The sequence below is a fragment of the Lysobacter sp. CFH 32150 genome (assembly GCF_022758295.1).
Taxonomy (GTDB): Bacteria; Pseudomonadota; Gammaproteobacteria; order Xanthomonadales; family Xanthomonadaceae; genus CFH-32150.
The window spans coordinates 67,743-90,711 of record NZ_JALDWJ010000003.1 but is presented as its reverse complement, the minus strand read 5'-3'; the positions used below and the strand labels follow the sequence as shown (position 1 = coordinate 90,711).

At 65.0% G+C, this 22,969-nt stretch carries 26 protein-coding genes; 5 read left to right on the top strand and 21 right to left on the bottom strand.

From position 1 onward, the window contains the following. Positions 1-5 precede the first annotated feature (5 nt). From MO486_RS06650 to MO486_RS06600, 11 genes are all read right to left on the bottom strand, one after another. A complete protein-coding gene (locus tag MO486_RS06650; RefSeq protein ID WP_242905478.1) occupies positions 6-761 on the bottom strand; it encodes a haloacid dehalogenase-like hydrolase in 756 nt (251 codons plus the stop codon). Beyond that, positions 758-1,585: an indole-3-glycerol phosphate synthase TrpC gene (gene trpC / locus MO486_RS06645; RefSeq protein WP_242905965.1), complete on the bottom strand. Its 828-nt coding sequence runs from the start codon at positions 1,583-1,585 to the stop codon at positions 758-760. The genes MO486_RS06650 and trpC overlap by 4 nt, the downstream gene beginning before the upstream one ends. A 1-nt stretch (position 1,586) precedes the next feature. Further along, positions 1,587-1,946: an antibiotic biosynthesis monooxygenase gene (locus MO486_RS06640; protein WP_242905477.1), complete on the bottom strand. Its 360-nt coding sequence runs from the start codon at positions 1,944-1,946 to the stop codon at positions 1,587-1,589. Continuing rightward, positions 1,943-2,989, bottom strand: a complete 1,047-nt coding sequence (gene trpD, locus MO486_RS06635; protein ID WP_242905475.1) for an anthranilate phosphoribosyltransferase — start codon at positions 2,987-2,989, stop codon at positions 1,943-1,945. The genes MO486_RS06640 and trpD overlap by 4 nt, the downstream gene beginning before the upstream one ends. 66 nt (positions 2,990-3,055) lie before the next feature. Then, on the bottom strand, positions 3,056-3,634 hold the full coding sequence (locus tag MO486_RS06630) for an aminodeoxychorismate/anthranilate synthase component II (RefSeq protein WP_242905474.1): 579 nt from the start codon (positions 3,632-3,634) through the stop codon (positions 3,056-3,058). A gap of 15 nt (positions 3,635-3,649) precedes the next feature. Further along, a complete protein-coding gene (locus MO486_RS06625; protein WP_242905473.1) occupies positions 3,650-4,474 on the bottom strand; it encodes a dienelactone hydrolase family protein in 825 nt (274 codons plus the stop codon). A 261-nt stretch (positions 4,475-4,735) separates the two neighbouring features. Next, positions 4,736-5,446 (bottom strand): hypothetical protein, encoded by a 711-nt coding sequence (locus MO486_RS06620; protein ID WP_242905472.1) that lies wholly within the window; start codon positions 5,444-5,446, stop codon positions 4,736-4,738. 132 nt (positions 5,447-5,578) lie between these two features. Then, complete coding sequence (trpE, locus tag MO486_RS06615) at positions 5,579-7,057, bottom strand: anthranilate synthase component I (protein ID WP_242905471.1); 1,479 nt, start codon at positions 7,055-7,057, stop codon at positions 5,579-5,581. Between the two features lie 336 nt (positions 7,058-7,393). Next, positions 7,394-7,867 (bottom strand): ribonuclease E activity regulator RraA, encoded by a 474-nt coding sequence (gene rraA / locus MO486_RS06610; RefSeq protein WP_242905470.1) that lies wholly within the window; start codon positions 7,865-7,867, stop codon positions 7,394-7,396. Beyond that, a complete protein-coding gene (rpe, locus tag MO486_RS06605) occupies positions 7,864-8,538 on the bottom strand; it encodes a ribulose-phosphate 3-epimerase (RefSeq protein ID WP_242905469.1) in 675 nt (224 codons plus the stop codon). The genes rraA and rpe overlap by 4 nt, the downstream gene beginning before the upstream one ends. A gap of 77 nt (positions 8,539-8,615) precedes the next feature. Further along, positions 8,616-8,951 (bottom strand): DnaJ domain-containing protein, encoded by a 336-nt coding sequence (locus MO486_RS06600; RefSeq protein ID WP_242905468.1) that lies wholly within the window; start codon positions 8,949-8,951, stop codon positions 8,616-8,618. A 72-nt stretch (positions 8,952-9,023) separates the two neighbouring features. Here MO486_RS06600 and MO486_RS06595 point away from each other — a divergent pair, with 72 nt between their 5' ends. The 3 genes from MO486_RS06595 to MO486_RS06585 all read left to right on the top strand — a co-directional run bounded on the left by MO486_RS06595 (position 9,024) and on the right by MO486_RS06585 (position 11,780). Then, complete coding sequence (locus tag MO486_RS06595; RefSeq protein WP_242905466.1) at positions 9,024-9,935, top strand: phosphoribosylaminoimidazolesuccinocarboxamide synthase; 912 nt, start codon at positions 9,024-9,026, stop codon at positions 9,933-9,935. 97 nt (positions 9,936-10,032) lie between these two features. Continuing rightward, entirely contained in the window at positions 10,033-10,518 is a 486-nt protein-coding gene (locus MO486_RS06590; protein WP_242905465.1) for an Mpo1-like protein, read from the top strand. Positions 10,519-10,892: 374 nt separating this feature from the next. Further along, a complete protein-coding gene (locus MO486_RS06585; RefSeq protein WP_242905464.1) occupies positions 10,893-11,780 on the top strand; it encodes a DMT family transporter in 888 nt (295 codons plus the stop codon). Positions 11,781-11,836: 56 nt separating this feature from the next. On the opposite strand, the gene MO486_RS06580 is transcribed toward MO486_RS06585, so the two are convergent. The 5 genes from MO486_RS06580 to MO486_RS06560 form a co-directional block, all read right to left on the bottom strand. After that, the gene (locus tag MO486_RS06580; protein ID WP_242905463.1) at positions 11,837-12,202 is read right to left on the bottom strand and encodes a DUF5329 domain-containing protein; all 366 of its coding nucleotides are present in this window, start codon (positions 12,200-12,202) and stop codon (positions 11,837-11,839) included. A gap of 120 nt (positions 12,203-12,322) precedes the next feature. Continuing rightward, positions 12,323-13,180, bottom strand: a complete 858-nt coding sequence (locus MO486_RS06575) for an NAD-dependent epimerase/dehydratase family protein (protein ID WP_242905462.1) — start codon at positions 13,178-13,180, stop codon at positions 12,323-12,325. Positions 13,181-13,183: 3 nt separating this feature from the next. Beyond that, positions 13,184-14,416 carry a Na+/H+ antiporter NhaA gene (nhaA, locus tag MO486_RS06570; RefSeq protein ID WP_242905461.1) on the bottom strand — a complete coding sequence of 411 codons (1,233 nt, stop codon included), beginning with the start codon at positions 14,414-14,416 and terminating at the stop codon, positions 13,184-13,186. 3 nt (positions 14,417-14,419) lie between these two features. Continuing rightward, complete coding sequence (locus MO486_RS06565; RefSeq protein WP_242905457.1) at positions 14,420-15,373, bottom strand: calcium/sodium antiporter; 954 nt, start codon at positions 15,371-15,373, stop codon at positions 14,420-14,422. A 65-nt stretch (positions 15,374-15,438) separates the two neighbouring features. Further along, positions 15,439-16,068 carry a hypothetical protein gene (locus tag MO486_RS06560; protein WP_242905451.1) on the bottom strand — a complete coding sequence of 210 codons (630 nt, stop codon included), beginning with the start codon at positions 16,066-16,068 and terminating at the stop codon, positions 15,439-15,441. A gap of 118 nt (positions 16,069-16,186) precedes the next feature. Here MO486_RS06560 and MO486_RS06555 point away from each other — a divergent pair, with 118 nt between their 5' ends. Beyond that, complete coding sequence (locus MO486_RS06555) at positions 16,187-16,801, top strand: hypothetical protein (protein WP_242905449.1); 615 nt, start codon at positions 16,187-16,189, stop codon at positions 16,799-16,801. A 6-nt stretch (positions 16,802-16,807) separates the two neighbouring features. Here the strand turns inward: MO486_RS06555 and hmgA are convergent, their stop codons facing one another. Together hmgA and hppD are read right to left on the bottom strand one after the other, a co-directional pair. Next, complete coding sequence (gene hmgA, locus MO486_RS06550) at positions 16,808-18,103, bottom strand: homogentisate 1,2-dioxygenase (protein WP_242905447.1); 1,296 nt, start codon at positions 18,101-18,103, stop codon at positions 16,808-16,810. A 73-nt stretch (positions 18,104-18,176) separates the two neighbouring features. After that, positions 18,177-19,244: a 4-hydroxyphenylpyruvate dioxygenase gene (gene hppD, locus MO486_RS06545; RefSeq protein ID WP_242905963.1), complete on the bottom strand. Its 1,068-nt coding sequence runs from the start codon at positions 19,242-19,244 to the stop codon at positions 18,177-18,179. A 131-nt stretch (positions 19,245-19,375) separates the two neighbouring features. On the opposite strand from hppD, the gene MO486_RS06540 reads away from it, so the two are divergent. Next, positions 19,376-19,843 carry a MarR family winged helix-turn-helix transcriptional regulator gene (locus MO486_RS06540; protein WP_242905446.1) on the top strand — a complete coding sequence of 156 codons (468 nt, stop codon included), beginning with the start codon at positions 19,376-19,378 and terminating at the stop codon, positions 19,841-19,843. 67 nt (positions 19,844-19,910) lie between these two features. On the opposite strand, the gene MO486_RS06535 is transcribed toward MO486_RS06540, so the two are convergent. The 3 genes from MO486_RS06535 to MO486_RS06525 form a co-directional block, all read right to left on the bottom strand. After that, complete coding sequence (locus MO486_RS06535; RefSeq protein ID WP_242905445.1) at positions 19,911-21,413, bottom strand: oligopeptide:H+ symporter; 1,503 nt, start codon at positions 21,411-21,413, stop codon at positions 19,911-19,913. A gap of 124 nt (positions 21,414-21,537) precedes the next feature. Beyond that, the gene (locus MO486_RS06530; RefSeq protein ID WP_242905444.1) at positions 21,538-21,951 is read right to left on the bottom strand and encodes an NUDIX domain-containing protein; all 414 of its coding nucleotides are present in this window, start codon (positions 21,949-21,951) and stop codon (positions 21,538-21,540) included. A gap of 10 nt (positions 21,952-21,961) precedes the next feature. Then, positions 21,962-22,846, bottom strand: a complete 885-nt coding sequence (locus tag MO486_RS06525) for a tryptophan 2,3-dioxygenase family protein (protein ID WP_242905443.1) — start codon at positions 22,844-22,846, stop codon at positions 21,962-21,964. Positions 22,847-22,969: the final 123 nt, after the last annotated feature.

Here is a 22,969-nt window from a genome sequence, read left to right as displayed (position 1 = left end):
GCGACTTACGTCGCTCCCACAGGGTCTCCAGCGCGCTGCAGGCAACCCCAGTTCAAAATCGGAGTCCCCGGCGGCAGCACGCGCCGGAACATCTGCACGCAACTGCGTTTCGGATTCACTACCACCGGCTTGCGTGCGGCCTTGAGCAGCGGCAAATCGGCGCTGCTGTCGCTGTAGGCCATCGAGATCTGGTCGTAACCGTGGGCCCAGATCATCCGCATCTTGTGCTCGGCGTGACAGTGCTCGCCGGTGATCAGGCCTCCGAGAAACGGCGCCGCGATGCTGCCGATCACCGGCAGATCCTCGTGCGCGACGAAATCGAGAATTGCACGCGCCAGTTCCGGCGGCGCGCCCGTGGCGATCAGCACGCGATCGCCCCTGACGCGATGCCGATGCAGCACTTCCAGCGCGATCGGGAGCAGGCGCGCGCGGATGCGCTTGGCGTCGGCACGCACGTATTCGTCGATCAATTCATCCAACTCGCGCCTGCGATGCAGGCCGAAGGTGCCGATCCAGAGGAAGCCGGAGATGCCGCGGCGCCGGGTCGGCAGCCACGCGATCATCGGCAGCAGCACCGGCGCCGACAGCAAGGCGACAAGCCTGCGTCCCCAGTGGCGCCGGATCAGCCATAGGATCATCTGGAAGCCGGAATCGCCGTCGTACAAGGTGTGATCGAAATCGAAGACCACCAGCGGTGAGTACGGCAGCCCCGGCCGCTTGCCGGTGATCTGCGGCGAATCCTGGTGCGTAAATGCACTCATGGATTGAACAGACGTCGCAGCGCCGTACCGGGATCGGCTTCACGCATGAAGGCCTCGCCGACCAGGAAGGCATCGATCCCGGCGGCGCGCATCTTCTGTACATCGGCCGGCGCGAGGATGCCGCTTTCGGTGACCAGGATCCGGTCGCGCGGCACCGCATCCTTGAGCGCCAGCGTGGTGTCGAGCGAAACATCGAACGTGCGCAGGTTGCGGTTATTGATGCCGAGCAGCGGCGCCGGCACCTGCAAGGCGCGTTCGAGTTCATCGAGGTTGTGTACTTCGACCAGCACATCCAGGTCCAGCGCCATCGCCAACGCCGACAGTTCGGCAAGCTGCGTGTCGCTGAGCGCGGCCACGATCAGCAGGATGCAATCGGCGCCGAGCACGCGCGCCTCGTGCACCTGGTAGGCATCGATGGTGAAGTCCTTGCGCAGCACCGGCAACGCGCACGCGGCACGCGCCTGCTGCAGATAGGCGTCGCTGCCCTGGAAGTAATCGACGTCGGTCAGCACGGACAAACAAGCCGCGCCACCGGCTTCATAGCTGCGTGCGATGGCGGCGGGATCGAAATCGGCGCGGATCACGCCCTTGGACGGGCTCGCTTTCTTGACTTCGGCGATCACCGCCGACTGCCCGGCCGCAATCTTCGCTGCGACCGCGGTGGCGAAGCCGCGGGTCGGCGGAGCATCGGCGGCGCGCGCCGACAACTCAGCTAGCGGTATTCGTGCGCTGCGTTCGGCGACTTCCTCGACCTTGCGCCGCAGGATGGCGCGGAGCACGTCGTTCAATTGCGTGCCGGTCGATCGCGCGCTGCTCAACGGCATGTCACTCATTCGCGGGCCACCTGCTCCAGTTGTAGGCGCGCTCGACCCTGGCGACGCGCACTTCGAAATGGTCGTACCACGTCCTGCGCCCGCGCTGGCGGGTCTCCGCGTGCTCGACCTGCGTGCGCCAGGCGGTGATCGCCACAGGGTCGGCCCAGTAGCTGACTGTGAGGCCGAAACCTGCCTCGTCGCGGGTGGATTCCACGCCGAGGAATCCCGGCACCTGGGAGGCTAGTTCGACCATGCGCTCGGCCGCCTCGCCGTAGCCTGCCGCATCGTCGGCATTGCGCAGCGAGGTAAAGATCACCGCGTAATACGGCGGCTGCGGCGTATTCGCGAAGCGCTTCATGTCCATGGTCATCCGCGCTCGTTTTCACTGGCGAGCTTGCGCGTCGTCGCCACGAAATCCTGCAGCTTCGCCATCGCCGCGCCGGACGCGAGCGCCTCACGGGAGCGGGCGATGCCATCGGCGATCGAATCGGCGACGCCGCTGACGTACAAAGCTGCACCAGCATTCAGCGCAACGATTTCCAACGGCAGTCCCGGCCGGTTCTCCAGCGCCTGTAGCACCATCGCCTTCGATTCGCTCGCGTCATTCACGCGCAGGTTGCGACTGGCGGCCATGTTGATGCCGAAATCCTCCGGATGCACTTCGTACTCGCGCACCACACCATCGCGCAGTTCGCCCACCAGCGTGGCGGCGCCGAGCGAGATTTCATCCATGCCATCGCGGCCCCATACCACCAGCGCGCGCTGCGCGCCCAACCGCTGCAGCACGCGCACCTGGATGCCGACCAGGTCGGGATGGAACACGCCCATCAGGATGCTCGGCGCATCGGCCGGGTTGGTGAGCGGGCCGAGGATGTTGAACAGCGTGCGCACGCCCATCTCGCGCCGCACCGGCGCGACGACTTTCATCGCTGGATGGTGCACGGGGGCGAACATGAAACCGATAGCGCAGGCATCGATGCAGCGCGCGACCTGCGCTGGCTGCAACTCGATCGCCGCACCCAGCGCTTCCAGCACGTCGGCGCTCCCGGACTTCGACGACACGCTGCGGTTGCCATGCTTGGCGACCTTGGCACCCGCCGCCGCGGCGACGAACATCGATGCGGTCGAGATATTGAACGTGTGCGCACCATCGCCGCCGGTACCGACGATATCGACCAGGTTCGTCTTGTCAGCGACGTGCACCGGCCGCGCGAACTCGCGCATCACCATCGCCGCGCCGGCGATCTCGCCGACGGTTTCCTTCTTCACCCGCAGCCCGGTCATGATCGCCGCGGCCATCACCGGCGACATCTCGCCACGCATGATCTGCCGCATCAGATCCACCATCTCGTCGTGGAAGATCTCGCGATGCTCGATGGTGCGCTGCAGGGCTTCTTGCGGGGTGATTGACATGGCGGCCTGTAGGGTGGGCCTTGGCCCACCGGCGTAAGAATCGGTGGGCCAAGGCCCACCCTACGATTATCGCGTAAGGAAGTTCTTCAACAACGCATGCCCGTGCTCGGTCAGGATCGATTCGGGATGGAACTGCACGCCCTCGACCGGGTGCTCGCGGTGCCGCAGCCCCATGATCTCGTCGAAGCTCCCGTCCTCGTTGTCGGTCCAGGCGGTGATCTCCAGGCATGCCGGCAGCGTCTGGCGCGATACCACCAGCGAGTGGTAACGGGTGGCCTCATAACCATCCGGCAAGCCGACGAACACGCCCTTGCCCTCGTGGCGGATGCGCGAGGTCTTGCCGTGCATGATGGTTTTGGCGCGAATCACATCGCCGCCGTAGGCCTCGCCAAGACTCTGGTGGCCCAGGCACACGCCCAGGATCGGTATTCGCGTGCCGAGCTCACGAATCATCTCGACCGATACGCCTGCCGAACTCGGCGTCCCCGGCCCCGGCGAAATCACGATCCGCTCCGGCGCGAGCGCGTCGATCTGCGCCACCGACAGCTCGTCGTTGCGCACCACCTTCACCTCCGCCCCCAGTGCCTGCAGGTACTGCACGAGGTTGTAGGTGAAGCTGTCGTAGTTGTCGATCATCAAGACCATGGCGGATTGCGGTTCCTACTTGCTTTGGTGTTCGTTGATCGCAGCGTTGGAGCGTGCAACCAGGTGCTTGTCAATCAGATCGAGGTAATCCCGTTGCATGGTGCCTGATATGTCGTGCTTGAGGCCCGAATACTCCCGCAACCTGGCTTCGTATCCGGACTGCTGGAGGGCGGCGACATACTTCCTGGCGTCGGCGACGGCGACCACCGGGTCGTCGGTACCGTGGAAGGCATGGATCGGAACGGCACTGCGAGCCGCAGGCGGCATGATGCGCTCGTCCAGGATCGCCAGGAGCGGCACCGCCAAGCTGATCGTCGTCGGATGACGGACGGCGACGGCGTAGCTCAAATCGCCTCCCTGCGATGCTCCAATCAGTACCGGCCTGCTGCTGGCCGGATATCGGCCGGCAATCTCGGCAAGAAATCGGGCCAGCTTGTCGGTTTCTTCCAGCAGCTGTTGTTGCTTTTCGCCAGCCGGCAGTCGGTAGTAATTGCGTGGCGACGTCGCGAAGAAGGAGAAGCCTTCCTTCTGCGGGTAAGGCCCCTGTAGCAGGACCACGCGCGCCGGTTGTCGCAAACCAGCGAAGTATTGCTTGAACTCGGCAGGCGTGGATCTCATCCAGTGCAGCGCAACGACCATTGGGAGGTCGGTGCTATCCGGTGCGGCATTCACCACGAACTGCTCGTAGCAGAAACCCGCCAGCCGCTCCGCTTTCGCATCGGCGATGGTCGCGTGGCACTGCGCCGTTGGTTGATGCGTGACTGCGGCATCCTGCGCTATCGCAATCGGTGCGCGGACCATCCAAAGTGCCACAAGCAACGCAATGCCGATCGCTTTCATGAAGGACTCATTCGCTGGAAGCAAAAGTTCATCTCGTTACCGTACTAGGTTGCCTTCGTTGCCATGCCGGGTTCGCCGACTTCAATGACGAGCAATGCGACGCCCCGCCGGAAACCCCCGCCAGAAAAACCCATCGAAACGCAGAGCCTCGCCATGGCCGCACTCGACCCATGGGCGATGCCTGCGCAGAAGCCCGGCAGGTTACTGCATTGCGTGATTGCTTTGGACGCACACCCGCGGCGTGGCCGCGGGGCGGTGCAGTCAGGCGGCGCTGTTGCTGGCGCCGCGGCGCAGCGGGACCGGGGCCGTGGCGATGCGACTCTTGAGTTCGGCCATGGTGCCGGGCAGGACGACCAGGTAACTGATCAGTTGTTCGGCCAGGTCCAGCAGTTGTTCGGCGGTGACCTGGTCGATGCTGGTCTCGTCGTCGAACTGGCGGCCGAATGTGCCGCCGGGGGCGAGCAACGGGGCAATGTCCTGTAGTGGCTTGGCCAGGTCGACGTCCTTGGGCAGGGCCTCGAGCTGACGGGCCAGTGGCAGGTCGCGCTGGGCGTCGCCTAGCAGGCGCGTGGCCAGGCCTTCGAGCAGGTGGCGGACGGTGAGCGCGGCTGAGCCCCATTCGCCGTGGTTGTACAGCTTGAGCGCGGAGTCGTAACTGCGCGCCAACGGGGACGACAGAGTGCGCAAGTGCTCGACCCCGGCGATGCCCTCGCGCCCGACCGGATCGGGGTGCATGTAGAGGGTGGACTCGTCGTGCGAATCGCGATGGTCGAGCAACTCCAGGAACAACACGCCGATGTTGCAGCGAGGGCATGGCACTTCGGTCGCAGCGACCTGGCCCGCGTGCTCGCTCCAGGCCTTGACCGTGAACGTGGCTTCCTTCAGGCAATGCGGGCAGATCAGTTCGATGACCTGCGGATGCCCGGCGATGGAGAAACGTGACCGCACCTTCGTGTCATCGACGACTTGCATGGCTCCCTCCCGCGTCGCGTTTTACGTCTGGTGTGTCCCCTATCCCGTCCCGTGGAGGATTGGACGGTCTGTCATGTGAAGGAAACGTTGTGTGCAGATGTCCACGGCCAGGCCAGCCGGTCGAACGGCGGATCAGAGACCGCGAGCGGCTTCCGCTACTGCCCTGAACAGGGCGCGGCCCTTGTTCATCGTCTCTTCCCACTCCTTCTGCGGATCGGAGTCGTAGACGATGCCGGCTCCCGCCTGCACGTGCAGGCGACCGTCCTGGATGACGGCGGTGCGGATGGCGATGGCGGTGTCGGCATCGCCATGCCAGCCGATGTAGCCGACGGCGCCGGAATAGACGTTGCGCTTGACCGGTTCGAGTTCGCGGATCACTTCCAGCGCGCGGATCTTGGGCGCACCGGAAACGGTGCCGGCGGGGAACGTCGCGCGCAACACGTCGGCATAGCTCAGGCCCGGCTGCAGCTTGCCGGTGACTTCGCTGACGATGTGCATCACGTGGCTGTAGCGTTCGATCACAAACTGCTCGCCGACTTCGACGCTGCCTGCGACGCTGACGCGGCCGGCATCGTTGCGACCGAGATCGATCAACATCAGGTGTTCGGCGCGCTCCTTTGGATCGGCCAGCAATTCGGCTTCGAGCGCGGCGTCTTCTTCCGGCGTCTGGCCGCGCGGGCGGGTGCCGGCGATCGGGCGCACGGTGATTTCGCCGTCCTGCAGGCGGACGAGGATCTCCGGCGACGAACCGACCACTTGCGTGTCGCCGACATCGAGGAAATACATGTACGGCGACGGATTCAACGCACGCAGCGCACGGTACACATCGACCGGGCGCGCCTGGAACGGCACGCTCAGGCGCTGCGACAGCACCACCTGGAAGATGTCGCCGGCGCGGATCAGCTCCTTCGATTTTTCCACCGCGGCGATGAAGCCTTCCTTGGTGAAACCGGAGACGAAGTGGCTTTCGTCCAGCGCGGCCGGCACCAGTGTTTCCGGATACGGCGCGCCACCGTGGCGCAGGCGATGGCTCAACGCATCGAGACGACGGTTGGCGCGCGCCCAGGCCTGCGGTTCGCGGGGATCGGCGTGCACGATCAGGTACAACCGGCCCTTGAGATTGTCGAACACCGCGACTTCCTCGCTGAGCATCAGCAGGATGTCGGGCGTTCCGAGTTCGTCGGGTTTATCGCCGCCGGCCAGCCTCGGTTCGATGTACTGGATGCATTCGAAGCCGAACCAGCCGACCAGGCCGCCGGTGAAGCCCGGCAGGCCCGGAATCTTCGGCACCGAGTGCTCGGCCCGCAGGCGTTCGACTTCGGCGAACGGATCCTCGACCACGCGGCTTTCGAGCAGTTCGCCGTTCTCGGTCACGAACAACGTGTGCCCCGCAAACGCGTAAACGCGCCGCGCCGGCAAACCGATGATCGAGTAACGGCCGAAGCGCTCGCCGCCTTCGATCGACTCGAACAGGTAAGTGTGCGGACCATCGGCAAGTTTCAGGTAGACCGACAGCGGCGTGTCGAGGTCGGACAACACCTCGCGCACGACCGGGATGCGGGTGTGGCCGGCATCGGCGAGTTGGCGGAACTGGTCGGCGTCGGGGTGCATGCGGCGGATTGCGATGTGCGGCGCAGCAGTATGCCCTCCCTTCTCCCATCGGGAGAAGGTGGCGCATAGCGCCGGATGAGGGGCGACGAAGCCAATGAGAACGAGATCGCGGCACCATACCCTGGGCCATTGAATTGCTTTCGCTCCGCCGCCCCTCACCCCAACCCCTCTCCCGGTGGGAGAGGGGCTTAAAGCGTTGTCACGCGCGCGTCACCATTGGCGCGGAGCATGGAAGGCCATAACAAGGACGACTGGCGGAGGCGGGATTGCCTCCAATTTCCCCCCGGGTCGATGCCAGGTCACTGGCATCGACCTTTTTTATTTGGGCGTATGACCTCAGCCCAGGGCCGTGTCAGCCAGCACCACGCCGTCCACGTCGGCGTAAAGCCAGTCGCCGGGACGGATATGCACGCCGCCGAAGTGCACGTCCACGTCGCGCTCGCCCTGGTCGAACTTGTCGGTCTTGCGCGGGCAGGTGCCGAGCGCCTTGACCCCCAGATCGAGCGCGGCAATCTCGACGCTGTCGCGGATCACGCCAAAGATCACGACGCCGGCCCAGCCGTTCTCCGTCGCCTTGGCGGCCAGCAGGTCGCCGAGCATGGCGCGGCGCGTCGAACCGCCACCATCGATCACCAGCACCCGGCCCTGCCCAGGCTCGTCGACGGCCTCGCGCACGCGCGAGTTGTCTTCGAACGCCTTGATCGTGCTGACGACCCCGTAGAAGGCGAGCCGTCCGCCGAAATCGCGCAGCGGCAGGTCCAGCACCCGCACGTGCGCCTCATGCGCGTCGCACAGGTCGCAGGTGTTCACCGGCGCGTACCTGCGACGGCTGCCTTCATGCGCGCGATCACGTCGGCGTAGTCCGCGGCATTGAAAATCGCCGAACCTGCAACGAAAGTGTCGGCGCCCGCGGCGGCGATTTCGGCGATGTTGTCGGCCTTCACGCCGCCATCGATCTCGAGCCGGATCGCTTTGCCGCTGCGATCGATGCGCTCACGCACCTTGCGCACCTTGTCCAGCGCCGAAGGGATGAAAGCCTGGCCGCCGAAACCGGGGTTGACCGACATCAGCAGCACCAGGTCGAGTTCCTCCAGCACGTAGTCCAGCACTTCGACCGGCGTGGCGGGATTCAGCACCAGCCCGGCCTGGCAGCCGAGCGACTTGATCAGCTGGACGGTGCGGTGGACGTGGTGGCTGGCCTCGGGATGGAAACTGATCAGCGTGGCGCCGGCCTTGGCGAAATCCGGGACGATGCGATCGACCGGCTCGATCATCAGGTGCACGTCGATCGGTGCGGTTACGCCGTGCTTGCGCAGCGCCTCGCACACCAGCGGGCCGATGGTCAGGTTGGGCACGTAATGGTTGTCCATCACGTCGAAGTGGACCCAGTCGGCGCCGGCCTTGAGCACGTGGTCGACTTCCTCGCCGAGCTTGGCGAAGTTGGCGGAGAGGATCGATGGGGCGATGACAGTTGGTTGCATAACGCCTCGGGAACCATGGTTGTTGTAGGAGCGGCTTGCAGCCGCGAAAACGAAAGGCTCGCGGCTGCAAGCCGCTCCTACCGCTTGCGCAGCGTCTGGATGCGGTCGTAGGCGCCGTTGATCTCGCGTGCCTTGGCTTCGGCCTGGCGGCGCAGCTCGTCGGCGGCGCCGGTCAATTTGTCCGGGTGGTACTGGGTGATCAGGCGGCGGTAGGCGAGGTCGACTTCGGCGTCGGTCGCCTCCTCGGTCAGGCCGAGCACGCGGTACGGGTTGTCACGCGGGCTCTTGAACCAGTCGGAGTCGAAGGCGTGGCCGATCAGCAGGCCGATCAGGGCCCCGAGCAACGGATTGGCCCGCAGCAGCGCCGCGCCGGCGAGGAAGCCGAGCAATTTTCCGTACCAACGCTGTTTCATGGTCCCAGTTTACAGGCCAGCACGCGGACCACGGCGTACACTACGCCGCCCTGCCGTTCCCATGGACTGCGTGTGGCGACCACCCTGCTTCGACCGTATTTGCTTGAATCAGACCTGCCCGGCCTGACCCTGCGCCATCGCGGCAAGGTCCGCGATGTGTTCGAACTGCCCGGCGACAAACTCCTCATCGTGGCGACCGACCGGCTCAGCGCCTTCGACGTCGTGCTGCCCGACCCGATCCCGGGCAAGGGCGAGATGCTGTGCCAGATCTCCAATTTCTGGTTCGACAAGACCGCGCACCTGCTGCCCAACCACCTGACCGGCATCGATGTCGCCAGCGTGCTACCGGCGGGTGTCGATCCGGCGCTGTACGCCAAGCGCGCGGTGGTGACGAAGAAACTGAAGCCGGTGCCGATCGAGGCGATCGCCCGCGGCTACCTGATCGGCAGCGGCTGGAAGGACTACCAGCGCACCGGCCGCGTCAGCGGCATCACCTTGCCCAACGACCTGCGCCAGGCCGAACAGCTGCCCCAGCCGATCTTCACGCCGTCCACCAAGGCCGCGGTTGGCGACCACGACGAGAACATCGACTTCGACACCATGGTCCGCACCGTCGGCGCCGAGCTCGCCGAACAGGTCCGCGACGCGACTCTGCGCCTGTACAGCTACGCCCGCGACTATGCGGCGCAACGCGGCATCATCCTCGCCGACACCAAGTTCGAATTCGGCACCGACGCCGATGGCCGCCTGTACGTGATGGACGAGATGCTGACGCCGGATTCGTCGCGCTACTGGCCTGCGGACGAATACCAGGTCGGCACCAGCCCGCCGAGCTACGACAAGCAGTTCGTGCGCGACTACCTGGAGACGTTGGACTGGGACAAGACGGCGCCAGGTCCGCGGTTACCCGCGGAAGTGATCGAGCGCACGCGTGCGAAGTACGCCGAGGCGCTGGAACGGCTGGCGGGAATCCGCATCGACTGATGCTGTCGTGCGGCAGCACCATGACTGACGCCTGGTTGACAGTCGCCCGTCGCCGAGCGGCGTAATGTGTCTGGATCGGCTGCTTGAGGACTCGACGATGAACGCACTAACGGAACGCCCCATCGATCGCTGGTTCGCCAGTTATTCCAGCGACCACGTCAATCCCACCAACCAGTTGATCCACGTCTTCGCGGTCCCGTTGATCGTGTGGAGCGTGATCGCGCTGCTGTGGTGCATTCCCGTGCTCGGCACCTGGTTCCGCCCGGGTTTGTGGGCCGCGCTGGCGATGTTCGCCGCATGGATGTTCTATTACCGCGCCTCGCGCAACCTCGGCTTCGGCATGCTCGCGGTATTCGTGCTGATGGCCTGGCTCACGCGTTGGCTGTACGACACGCTGGGGGCGATGAACCTGCTGTACCTCGCGATCGGCGTCTTCGTCGTCGCCTGGATCGCGCAGTTCGTCGGCCACAGCAAGTTGTACGAAGGCAAGCGGCCGAGTTTCTTCACCGACCTGCGCTACCTGCTGATCGGCCCCGCGTGGGTGTTGTCGAAGCTGTATCGCAAGCTGGGTTGGTCGTACTGATTTTTACTGCGCTTTCAGCTCTTCGCCTTCAAAAAAATTCAACGGCCGAAGATGCACACAACCCGGAGGGCGGCGCACAGGATGTGCGCCGTTTTTCGACCGAGGCATGGATGCCGAGTCGAAAAATCTCGGTGACCTCCACGCCGCGCGCTGTGCTCTTACCGAGGAGGCCATTTCTTTTGGTTACTTTTCTTTGGGCCAGCAAAGAAAAGTGACCCGCTGCGCAGCAGCGGAATGCTCTTGCTCCAACTCCTAAAGCAAGAGCTGAAGTCAAATGGGTCCCGGCTCTTGCCGGGATGACGGCAGGGGCACGAGCAAAGTCGCTGGACCCCTGCTTTCGCAGGAATAACGAGCGAAAAGGCGAATAGAAACCAATGCCCATCCGCGACATCGTCCTGGTCCTGATCATCTGCGTCGCCTGGGCAGCGAACTTCCTCACCTCCGCCTACGCCCTGCGCGAAATCCCTCCGTTCCTGTTCACCGCGCTGCGCTTCGTGCTGCTGGCACTGCCGCTGGTGTTCTTCCTCAAGCGTCCCGCACCGGGGCAATGGCCGCGACTGCTCGCGGTCTGCATCTGCGTCGGCGTATTGCATCTCAGCCTCGGTTTCGCTGCACTCAAGCTCGCCGGCGATATCTCCTCGCCAGCGATCGTGATGCAGAGCTACGTGCCGATGGCTGCGCTGCTGGCATGGGCGGTGCTTGGCGAGCGCTTCGGCTGGCGCACCGCAGTTGCGGTTGCGATCAGCTTTGCGGGCGTGCTGGTGCTCGGCTTCGATCCGCTGGTGCTCGATCATCCAATCGCACTGCTGGTGATGCTGGTTTCGGCGCTGCTGCTTGCGATCGGTACTGTGCTGATGCGGGGCCTGCGCGGACTCGATGTGTTCAGCCAGCAAGGCTGGACCGCAGTCATCAGCGTGGGGCCGTTGCTGGCGATCAGCGCCGTGCTCGAACCGGGTGCGATCGCGCAACTGCCGTCAGCGAGCTGGGTCGCCTGGGCGGGTGCTGCGTATGCTGCGTTCGTGTCGTCGCTGCTTGGGCACGGCCTGTATTTCGTGCTGGTGCAACGACATCCGGTCGCGCGGGTGACGCCGTGGCTGCTGCTCGTGCCGGTGATTGCGGTCGCGCTCGGCATGGCGTTCTGGGGCGATCGTCCCGGCCCGCGCCTGTTGCTCGGCGGCGCGATGGTGCTCGGTGGCGTGCTGCTGATCGCGCTGCGCGCGCTGGCGAAGGCGCGGCCGATGCCGCGCGCAGAAGAATTGTAGGGCGGGTCTTGACCCGCCACCGTTAGCGACACGGCGGGTCAAGACCCGCCCTACGATCAGCGCTGCGCGCGTACGTCGCGCAGCAACTGCCGCAACCAGGCCGCGCTGTCGAGCGAACGGCCATCCGGCAAACGCACGCGATACGGTTTTCCGGTGACGGACGAGCGCGTACCAAGGTGTTCGATGAACTGTTCCGGCGTGCGGATGCGCCCGCGCGCCGCTTTCAGCTTGCGCCGCAAGTGCGTGGCCGCTTCGTCCGCGCTGTATTCGCGGCCATTGCGGATGAAGACCACGCCGCGCGCCTGCTCGACCCGGGCGATCAACAATTCGATCTCAGTGGCCGGCGAAGACGGCGCGGCAAATAGTGGCGTGGCGATGCCAGCCACGAGAGCGAGGCAGAGTCGGCGACGCAGTGTTTGCATACGTGCAGGATGCCGCGGCCTGCTCAATCCCCGCTGAACATCGCAACGATCTTTGCCTGCGGGTGTCGTAGGGTGGGCTTAAGCCCACCATCACGCGAAAACGGTGGGCTAAAGCCCACCCTACGAGCCGAACATCGCCGCAGTCGGCCGGAACTGCCGCGGTGCGTAACCAAAATCGCGACGTGCCGGTTCCATGTCGAATACCAAGTCGCTGCGCATGCGCGCGACCGCTGCATCGCCGAAGCCGCCGATGCGTCCGAGCGCGCGCGCGCCGAGCAACGCGGCGGTGAACAGTGGCGATGGCACTTCGATCAACTGCGGTGGCGGCTCCAGCACGGCGAGCACGCGCGCGACCATATCTCGGTACGGCAGGGTCTCGCCGCCAGGCAGTGCGTAAGCCTGGCCGTGCGTCGCCACCACATCGCAGGCGGCGAAGGCCGCTGCGGCAAGATCATCGACATGCACCGGCTGGCGCAGGCCATGCGCATTGCGTGGCAACACGAAGCGCCCCCACTCCCGCGCGAGCGTGGCGATGCGCGTCAGCGTGCGATCACGGCCGGCACCATAGACGAGGGTCGGCCGCAGCAGCGTGGCGTTGGCGCCACGCGCGGCAGCGGTTTCGAACACGCCGCGTTCGCCCGTGCGCAGTCGTTGCGCGACTTCGCGTTCTTCTGGATCGGCGGAGCCACGCTTGACTTCGATGCTGGTCGAGCCGAAGGCGAGTACGCGTACCGCATCGACCTTCGAGGCCGCATACCAGCGTGCGAAATGATCGAGCGGGCCGCAGCTGAAGATTGCATCGACGGCGCGCGGCAACCCGTCGACATGATCGAGGTCGCCTTGCAACCAATGCAAGCCGGGTTGGTCGTGGTGCGGCGTGCGTGAGACCGCTGTGACGCGCCAACCGGCATCGTGGAGTCGATCCAGCAGCGGCACGCCGATCTGCCCGCTACCGCCGAAGACCAGCGCGTGCCGCACGTGTCAGTCCTGCGTGCCGGGTGCGGGCAGCGTCACCCGCAACCACGCGTAACCACCCAGTGCCGCCAGCACCGACGCGGCGAGCACGCCGAGCACGGCTTCGTCATAGCGCAACGGGTCGTGATACGCCAGCGAGGCGATGAACAGGCTCATGGTGAAGCCAATCCCGCACAACACGCCGAGCCCGAACAACGCGCGCAGATCCATGCCCGCCGGCATGCGCACCCAGCCGAACGCCTTCAGCAACAGCGCCGCGCCGACGATGCCGATCGGCTTGCCCAGTACCAGCGCCAGCACGATACCCAGCGGCAAGGCGGAGAGCATGTCGTCGACGCCGAGTCCACCGAGCGCGAGGCCGGCGTTGGCGAACGCGAACAGCGGCAGGATCGCGTACGCGACCCAGGGATGCAGCGCGTGCTCGAGGCGTTCCAGCGGCGAATGTTCTATCTCGTCGGGGATGTCGTTACTCGAATCCACGTGCGGAATCATCAACCCGGTAGCGACGCCGGCCAATGTCGCGTGCACGCCCGACTTCAGCACGCACACCCACAGCACCACCCCGAGCAACAGATAGGGTGTCAACGCAGTCACGCCGCGCCGGTTGAGCAGCCACATCGCGAACAACGCAGCGCCGGCCCAGGCCAGCGCGACCAGCGACAGGCCATGCGCATAGAACAGCGCGATGATCAGGATCGCGATCAGGTCATCGACCACCGCGATCGTCGACAGCAGCAGTTTCATCGCCGCCGGCACGCGCGAACCGAGTAACGCCAGCACGCCGAGCGCGAACGCGATGTCGGTCGCGGTCGGCACCGCCCAGCCACGCATCGTGGGGGCATCGCCGTGGTTGAACGCGGTGAACAACAGCGCAGGCACGATGACGCCGGCCGTGGCGCAGACCAGCGGCAGCAACATCTGGGCGCGCCCGGCCAGTTGCCCGCTCAGCGTTTCGCGTTTGATCTCCAGCGCGACCAGCAGGAAGAACAACGCCATCAGACCGTCGTTGATCCATAGCAGCAACGGCTTGGCGATCCCGAAGCTGCCGATGCGTACGTCCAGCGGCAGCTGCTGGAAATTCTCGTACAGCCCACGCAACGGCGAGTTCGCAACAATCAGTGCCAACGCCGCAGCAGCGATCAGGACGATGCCGCCGGCGGCTTCCAGGCGAAAGAATTCGCTCAGCGCACGCAGTGCGCGCCTCGGCAATGGACGCGCGCCGGGACCGTTCTGCCGCATGCGTCAGTGCTGCATCGCGTACAGCTCGAACGCCACCCACGCCACGAAGGCCGCCAGCAGGATGCCGCCTTCGCGCCTGCTGATGCGCAGGTCGCCCTTGAGCATCGGATACAACACCAACGCGAACGCCAGCGCGGCCGGCACTTCGAAATGGACGAACGAAGTCGGTACCGGCGTCGCGCGGAACGCGGCCATGCCCCCGAGCACTACGGTGAGGTTGAACAGGCTGGAACCGATCACATGACCGGCCACCATGTCGCCCTGCCCGCGCCGCGCGGCGACGACGGCGGCGGCGATTTCCGGCAGCGCGGTGCCGATCGCCACCGGCAGCAGGCCGGTGAGCAGCGGTTCCATGCCGAGGCCGACGCCGACGATCGGCGCCGCTTGCACCACCCACTTCGCGCCGAAGTACAGCAGCACCGCGGCGATGATGAAACGCAGGGTATTGAGCAGGGGATCGGTGCGGGTGTTCGAAAACGCGGCGATGTCCTCGCGCAGTTCCGCCGCTTCGTGCTTGGTGCGGGCCAGAGCGAAGGCCAGCACGGCGACGAAGGCGAGCAGCAGCACCATGCCTTCGATCCGGCTCAATACGCCATCCCAGCCCAGTACGACCACCAGCACGCTGACTGCGATGAAACACAGCAATAGCGGCGCCAGCACGCGCCAACGCACCAGCAGTGGCGCGACCACCGCGGCGAGGCCAAGAGTCAAACCGAAATTGACGATGTTGCTGCCGACCGCGTTGCCCAATGCCAGCGCCTGGCTCCCGGCCCACACTGCGCGTGCATTGACCGCCAGTTCCGGCAGCGAAGTGCCGAAGGCGACCAGCAACAGGCCGGTGGCGAACGGCGACAGGCCATAGCGCTGCGACAGCCCGGAGGCGCCTTTGACCAGCGAATCACCACCGAGCGCCAGCAGCAGCAAGCCCAGCGCGAACAACCCGAGTGCCTCGAACATGGTCCAGCCTCCCTTGGCTCAGCCCGGCGATTCTATGCCGAAGCCATGCCGGCATTGGCAAAACCTCACGAGCAACCTTCGACGTAATCAACCTGTGGCGGGACGCCTATGCGCCATTCGCTGACCTTGCCCGCGTTGACTTCAAAGAGCAGTACGCCAGCGCCGCCGGCGCTGTCCTTGATGCGCAAGTACTTGCCGTCCGGATCGTACTTGTGCGGCTGCTCTTCGATGCGACCGGCGTACAACTTGCCGATCTCCTCGGCGCTCATGCCGACCTTGCCCCCGCCAGGGGCGACGATCTCGGCGGTGTCGACGTCGATGCGCGCGAACTTGTTGCCTTCGATCATGAAGCCGAGGCGATAGCTGCCCTCGGGTTGCGGTTGCGGGAACAGGTAGTAGCAGCCGCCTGCCTCACCGGCATACACATCACCCAGATCCTTGCCCCAGGCCATGCGCACTGCTTCATCGTTGGCACCGAAGCTGGCGGGACCGAAACCGGCGAACGTGATGGCCCCGGCGGCTGGTATCGGACCTGTCGGGAGCGATGGCGCAGCGACTGTCGCGGCCGCCGGTGGCATGTCGGCAGCAGGCTGGTCGGGGCGTTCCGCTGCCGGCGCTGCGGGTTCGGCAGGCCGCTCGGCCTTGCACGCGGCCAGCACGAGGATTGGCAGCAGCCACGGCAGCATCGTTCTCATCATCAAACTCCTGGCCGGAAAGCCCGCAGCCTAACCGCCCGGCGTCAACTGCCGCGAAACTGTCACAGCGGCTTCATCCCTGCCGCTTACGGTGACCCGCCTCCGGGGGGATGCCGCCATGTTGCTCATCAAGACCGAGAAAGCTCGTGCTGCCCTGCTCGATCAACGCTCGGCTGGCCTCAGCCTGGCCGAACGCCGCGCGCTGATCCTCAGCGACGGCAAGCGGAGTCGCAACGACCTGATCGGCCTGCTCGGCCCGGACATTCTTGCAGCGCTCGATCGGCTGGTCCGCGATGGCTACCTGGGCGAACAGCACGCGACCACGAACACGCTTGCAGCGGCGGCGAATGTTTTTCGCAGCACGCCCGCAACAACACCGACGCCCCTCCGCGCCGTGCCAGCCGCGCGCGAACCGTCTACCGCTGTCGTTGCATGCCCGGCACCAGCATCGCGGCGCTCGCTCGCCGCCACCAAGATGTACCTGCTCGACATGCTGCAGTTGCAACGCGATCCGGAATCGGTGGCGCTGAAGGCGGAGATCCAGACCAGCCCCAGCGAGGACGAACTGGTCTACCGGATGATGAAGGCGCTACGCCACATCCAGTCCATCGCCAACGCCTCGTACGCGCAACGCGTGGCCGAACGCATGGCCGAGATCATCCCGGAAGTGCACCTGCCCAAGCTGGAGCAGGTGCGGATCGAACGCCTCGCGTTGGGATCTGCCGTCGCCTGAGCGACATCAGCCGACTGGCTTGAAGTGCTTCTGCAATCCCGCCCAGCACGCCTGGTAATCGCGCTGCCGATGCGCGGTATCGAGCGCCTGCTGCGTTGGCCGGATCACGGCGCGCGTCTCGAACATGAACGCCATGGTGTCGGCGATGACGTCCGGCTTCGACAACTCGGCATTGCTGGCCTTCTCGAACGTCGCCGCGTCCGGGCCGTGTCCGGTCATGCAGTTGTGCAGCGATGCACCGCCAGGTGCGAAACCTTCGGCCTTGGCGTCGTAAGCACCATGGACCAGGCCCATGAACTCGCTGGCGATATTGCGGTGGAACCACGGCGGCCGGAACGTGTGCTGCGCCACCAGCCAGCGCGGCGGGAAGATCACGAAGTCCATGTTGCCGACGCCCGGCGTGTCGCTGGGCGAGGTCAGCACCAGGAAGATGCTGGGATCGGGGTGATCGAAGCTGATCGAACCGATGGTGTTGAAACGGCGCAGGTCGTACTTGTATGGCGCGTAGTTGCCGTGCCAGGCGACCACGTCCAGCGGCGAGTGGCCGATCGTCGCGCGCCAGAGGTGACCCTGGAATTTGGCGATCAGTTCGAACTCACCTTCCGCATCTTCATACGCGGCATTTGGCGTAAGGAAATCGCGCGAATTGGCGAGGCCGTTGCTGCCGATCGGGCCGAGGTCCGGCAAGCGCAACTGCGCGCCGAAGTTCTCGCACACATAACCACGCGATGCGCCATCCGGCAGTTCCACACGGAAACGCACGCCGCGCGGGATCACCGCGATCTCCTGCGGTTCCACCTCCAGCACACCGAGTTCGGTGGCGATATGCAGCCGTCCCTGCTGGGGCACGACCAGCAACTCGCCATCCGCGTCGTAGAAGAAGCGGCCCTGCATGTCGCGATTCGCGGCGTACAGGTGGATGCCAACGCCATGCTGCGCCGCCGGCGAGCCGTTGCCGGCCATGGTGAACAAACCATCGATGAAATCGACCGGCGCTGCGGGCAGCGGCAACGGATTCCAGCGCAGTTGATCCGGCGTGACCGGGCCAGTGCCGAAATCGTTATGGAAATGTGAGTGGAGGAACGGCGCGAACGTGCCGTGCATCGCCGCCGGGCGAATCCGATACAACCAACTGCGCCGGTTCTCGCTGCGCGGCGCGGTGAATGCCGTGCCCGAGAGCTGTTCCGCATACAAGCCATGCGCGACGCGCTGTGGCGAGTTCTGTCCCTGCGGCAACGCGCCCAGCACCGCCTCGGTGGCGAAACTGTTGCCGAAGCCGGATTGGTAACCGTTCGATTTCATTCCGCGTTCCATGTAGGGCGGGTCTTGACCCGCCGCCGAGCCTGCAACGGCGGGTCAAGACCCGCCCTACGAATTACAACACCCCGCGCTTCATCTGGTCGCGCTCGATGCTCTCGAACAACGCCTGGAAGTTGCCTTCGCCGAAACCCTCGTTGCCCTTGCGCTGGATGATCTCGAAGAAGATCGGGCCGATCGCGTTCTGGGTAAAGATCTGCAGCAGCTTGCGTTGCTTGGTTTCCGCATCGGCGTCGATCAGGATCTTGTTCTTCTTCAGCCGCGCGACGTCTTCACCATGGTTCGGCACACGCTGGTCGATCACCTCGAAATAGGTGTCGGGCGTGTCGAGGAAGGCGATGCCGGCGGCGCGCATCGCTTCCACCGTCGTGTAGATGTCGTCGGTGAAACAGGCGATGTGCTGGATGCCCTCGCCCTTGTAGGCGTCGAGATATTCGTTGATCTGAGACTTCGGATCCGACGATTCGTTGAGCGGGATGCGCACCACGCCGTCCGGCGCGGTCATCGCCTTGGACACCAGGCCGGTCTTGGCGCCCTTGATGTCGAAGTAGCGGATCTCGCGGAAGTTGAACAGGCGTTCGTAGTAATCCGACCACTTCTGCATGTTGCCGAAGTAGAGGTTGTGGGTGAGGTGGTCGATGAAAGTCAGGCCGAACCCCTGCGGGTGCTGGTCGGCGCTCGGGATCGGCGCGAAGTCTTCGTACATCGAACCCTTGTCGCCGTAGCGATCGACCAGGTACAGCATGCAGTCACCGATGCCCTTCACCACCGGCGCATCGACGGCCTTGCTGGCCTCCTTGTGCGTGATCGCTTCACCACCATTGCCGAGCACGGTGTCGAACACCACCTGCGCCGGCTTCTGGAAGCGGATCGCGAACCCGCACGCGCATGGACCGTGGGCCTTGGCAAAATCGGCGGCGAAGGAATCCGGATCCTCGTTGACCAGGAAGTTCACGCCGCCCTGGCGATAGACGGTGATCGGCCGGGTTTTGTGGCGCAGCACCGCGCTGAAACCCATCTTGCGGAAGTAGTCGTGCAGCAGTTCCCCCTGTGCCGCGGGCGCGGCAAACTCGACGAACTCGAATCCGTCGATGCCCATCGGGTTCTCGAAAGTGGTGACCTGCATGCCGAGATTCGGGCCAGTGACGGCCGGAGTTGTGACAGCGCGCTGCGTGCTCATGGCATTCTTCCGTTGGGGACGGTTGGACTTCGATCTCCATAGTTTCATCTGAAACCATATTCAAGGCAAGTCGCCATATGAACACCCGCAAACCCGGGCACGCCGAGCTCGACCTCGACCATTTCCTGCCCTACCGCCTCAGCGTGCTGTCGAACCGGGTCAGCCAGGGCGTGGCACGGCTGTACCAGGCGCGCTTCGGCTTCGGCATCACCGAGTGGCGCGTGATAGCGGTCCTGGGGCGTTACCCGGAGTTGTCGGCGAACGCGGTGGCCGAGCGCACCGCGATGGACAAGGTCGCGGTCAGCCGCGCCGTCGCGCACCTGCTCGAACGCGGCCTACTGCTGCGCGAGATGCACGGCGACGACCGTCGTCGTTCGGTGCTGACGCTGTCCGAGGCCGGCTACCGCATCTACGACGAAATCGTGCCGCTGGCGCTGGAGCGTGAACGCCGGCTGCTGGCGACGCTCAGTGCCGAGGAGCGTGCGCAACTCGACAAGCTGATCGACAAGCTGGCGAAACAGGGCTTGCCGGCGATGATGGAATGAATCGAAGGACGTAGTAACGAAAACGGCGGCCGAGGCCGCCGTTTTCTTTTGCCAATCGAACGACGGCTTACTTCACGCCGTGCATCAACTTCTGGATCAGCGGCGCGATCAGGAACAACAGCACGCCGGCGCCCAGCAGCAGCCAGAAACCGAAGGTGTAGCCAGCGAGCGCGGAGGTCGTGGTCATGCCGGTATCGCCGCTGACGTGGCCGGCGAAGATGCCCGACAGGTTGTTGCCGATGCCGGTCGACAGGAACCAGCCGCCCATGCCGAAACCGACCAGGCGCAGCGGCGCGAGCTTGGTCACCATCGACAGGCCGATCGGGGACAGGCACAGCTCGCCGACCGACTGGATCACGTAGACCATGAAGAGGGTCCAGAACGGGATCTTGTTGTCGATGTCGAGCAGGCTGGTCAGCGCGAACATCAGCAGCAGGAAGGCCAGGCCGTTGAAGATCAGGCCCAGGCCGAACTTGCGCGGGATCGACGGATTCGCCTTGCCCAGGCGGATCCACAGCCACGCCAGGACCGGCGCGAAAGCGATGATCGCCAGCGAGTTCACCGACTGGAACCACGCGACCGGGAACGTCCAGTCGCCGAAGGTGCGGTCGACGATCTTCTCGGCGAGGAAGTTGAAGGAGCTGCCGGCCTGTTCGAAGAACATCCAGAACAGGATGTTGAACACGAAGATGATCAGCATCGCGATCGCGCGGTCGCGCTGGATGGCGCCTTCGCGGACGCCTTCGATCAGGATCAGCACGCACAGGGCGACGAACATCGGGGTCAGCACCCACCAGTTCAGCGTCTCGGCATCGATGGTCAGCAGGTAGAAGATGGCCGGAATCGCCAACAGCGCGCCGATCAGCGTGTACAGCACGCGGGCCTTGTTCTCGCCGCCCACGAGGGGGCGGCCGATGCCTTCGAGCTGGCGACGGCCGAACCAGAACCACACCAGGCTGATCAGCATGCCGATGCCGGCGGTGATGAAGACCACCTTGTAGGCCGGCATGTCCGGCGTGCCGAAAATCTGTTCGGCAAGCCAGCCGGTGAGCAGCGGCGAAACCATCGCGCCGAGGTTGATGCCCATGTAGAAAATGGTGAAGCCCGAGTCGCGGCGTTCATCGCCTACCGGGTAGAGCTTGCCGACCATGGTCGAGATGTTCGGCTTGAACAGGCCGTTGCCCGCGATGATCGTGGCCAGGCCCAGCTTGAACATCGTCTGGTCGGGCATGGCGATCAGGAACAGGCCCGTCGCCATGATCACCGCGCCGAGCAGGATCGAGCGCTGGTACCCCAGGACCCGGTCGGCGACGTAGCCGCCGAAGATCGCCGCGGCGTACACCAGCGCCAGATACGCGCCGTACAACTTGTTCGCCGGCTGCTCACCCGTGCCCGAGCCGTCGTAGAACTGCGCGACGATGTACAGCGCCAGCGCCCAGCGAATCCCGTAGAACGCGAAGCGTTCCCAGAATTCGGTCATGAACAGCATCCACAGCGGTTTGGGATGCCCCATGACCTGCTTGAATTCCGGAATGGGCGCGTGGCCCGATGTCGCCGCTGCACTACTCATGCGGTGTCCCCTGATCTCTCAAAACTGAATGGAATGCCCACGCCGGCGGCACGGGACCGGGGAGGTTTACCGGCTCGGCGGGGTGGCGTCAAACCGGCTGCGTACTGCTGCAATGCAGCAATCGCTAGCCCGCGGGCGCCAATGCCATCGCCAGCAATCGCGGGAAATCGTGGTGCGCCGCGCCCAACCGCTGCCGGGCTTCAGCCAAGGTGCACCAGCGCAACTCCGCATGTTCTTCCGGCGCGAGATTGCACGGTGTGCCCTGCCATTCCGTCACGACATACAGATGGAGTCGCCAGGGCTCCGGCACGTCGCCACTGATCGTTTCCAGGCGCTGGACCTGGATGGGTGCGATGCCCAACTCCTCGCCCAGTTCGCGCCGCAACGCTTCCGGTTCGCTTTCGCCCGGTTCGATATGGCCGCCGAACACATCCCAGGCTCCGGCCAACCAATCGCAATCGTCCCTACGGCGACCCAGCAGCACCAAACCGTTGCGCACCATCAGTGCACCAACGCAATCGTGCTCGCTGCGTTTCACCTCGGCACGCTCACTCCGGCGAGGTTGCGCCGTAGCCAACGCCCGGGCCGATGCTGGTGCGCACCTCGAACAACTCCGGGAAGAAGGTCAATTCCAGCGCCTGCTTGAGGAAGCCAACGCCCGACGAACCGCCGGTGCCGCGCTTGAACCCGATGATGCGCAGCACGGTGCGCATGTGGCGGAAGCGCCAGAGCTGGAAGTTTGATTCCAGGTCGACCAGGTCCTCGCACAGCGCGTACTCGCGCCAGTAGCGATCGGTGTCTTCGTAGATGCGCTCGAACACCGGGAGCAATGCCGGGTCGGACACGTGCGCATGGGTCCAGTCGCGCTGCAGGTGCGCGGACGGGATCGCGTGGTTGAAACGCGACAGGTAGATGAGGAATTCGTCGTACAGGCTCGGTGCCGCCAGCACTTCGGCCAGGCCGGCGTGGCCTTCGGCATCGTGCGCGAACACCTTCAACATCGCCGTGTTCTTGTTGCCCAGCAGGAATTCGATGGTGCGGTATTGCAGGGACTGGAATCCCGACGAAGGTCCGAGGATCTCGCGGAACTCCATGTACTCCGACGGCGTCAGCGTTTCCAGCACCGACCACATCTCGGTCAACTGACGTAGCACCACCTTGCAGCGCGCCAGGACCTTGCGCGTCTGCCAGACCTGGTCGCGACGCAGGTAATCGGTGGCCGCGCGCAGCTCATGGATCATCAGCTTCATCCACAGCTCCGCAACCTGGTGCTGGACGATGAACAGCATCTCGTCGTGGTGCGGCGGGCTGGACAAGGGTTGCTGCGCCGACAGCAGCCGATCCAGGTGCAGGTAGCCGGCATAGGTCATGCGGCCGGACAGGTCGGTGTGGATGCCGGTTTCGAGCGGGCGCTCGTTGTGTTCGATGGTCATTGGGCAATTCTACGCGTCCGGGACCCGAGCCCTGCCGGTCACGGCGTTGTCACGCCAGAAGCCCAAGATCGCGGCACAATTCTGTCCGCGCGCGGGGTTCGTCCGCGCCTTCCAGGGGAATCC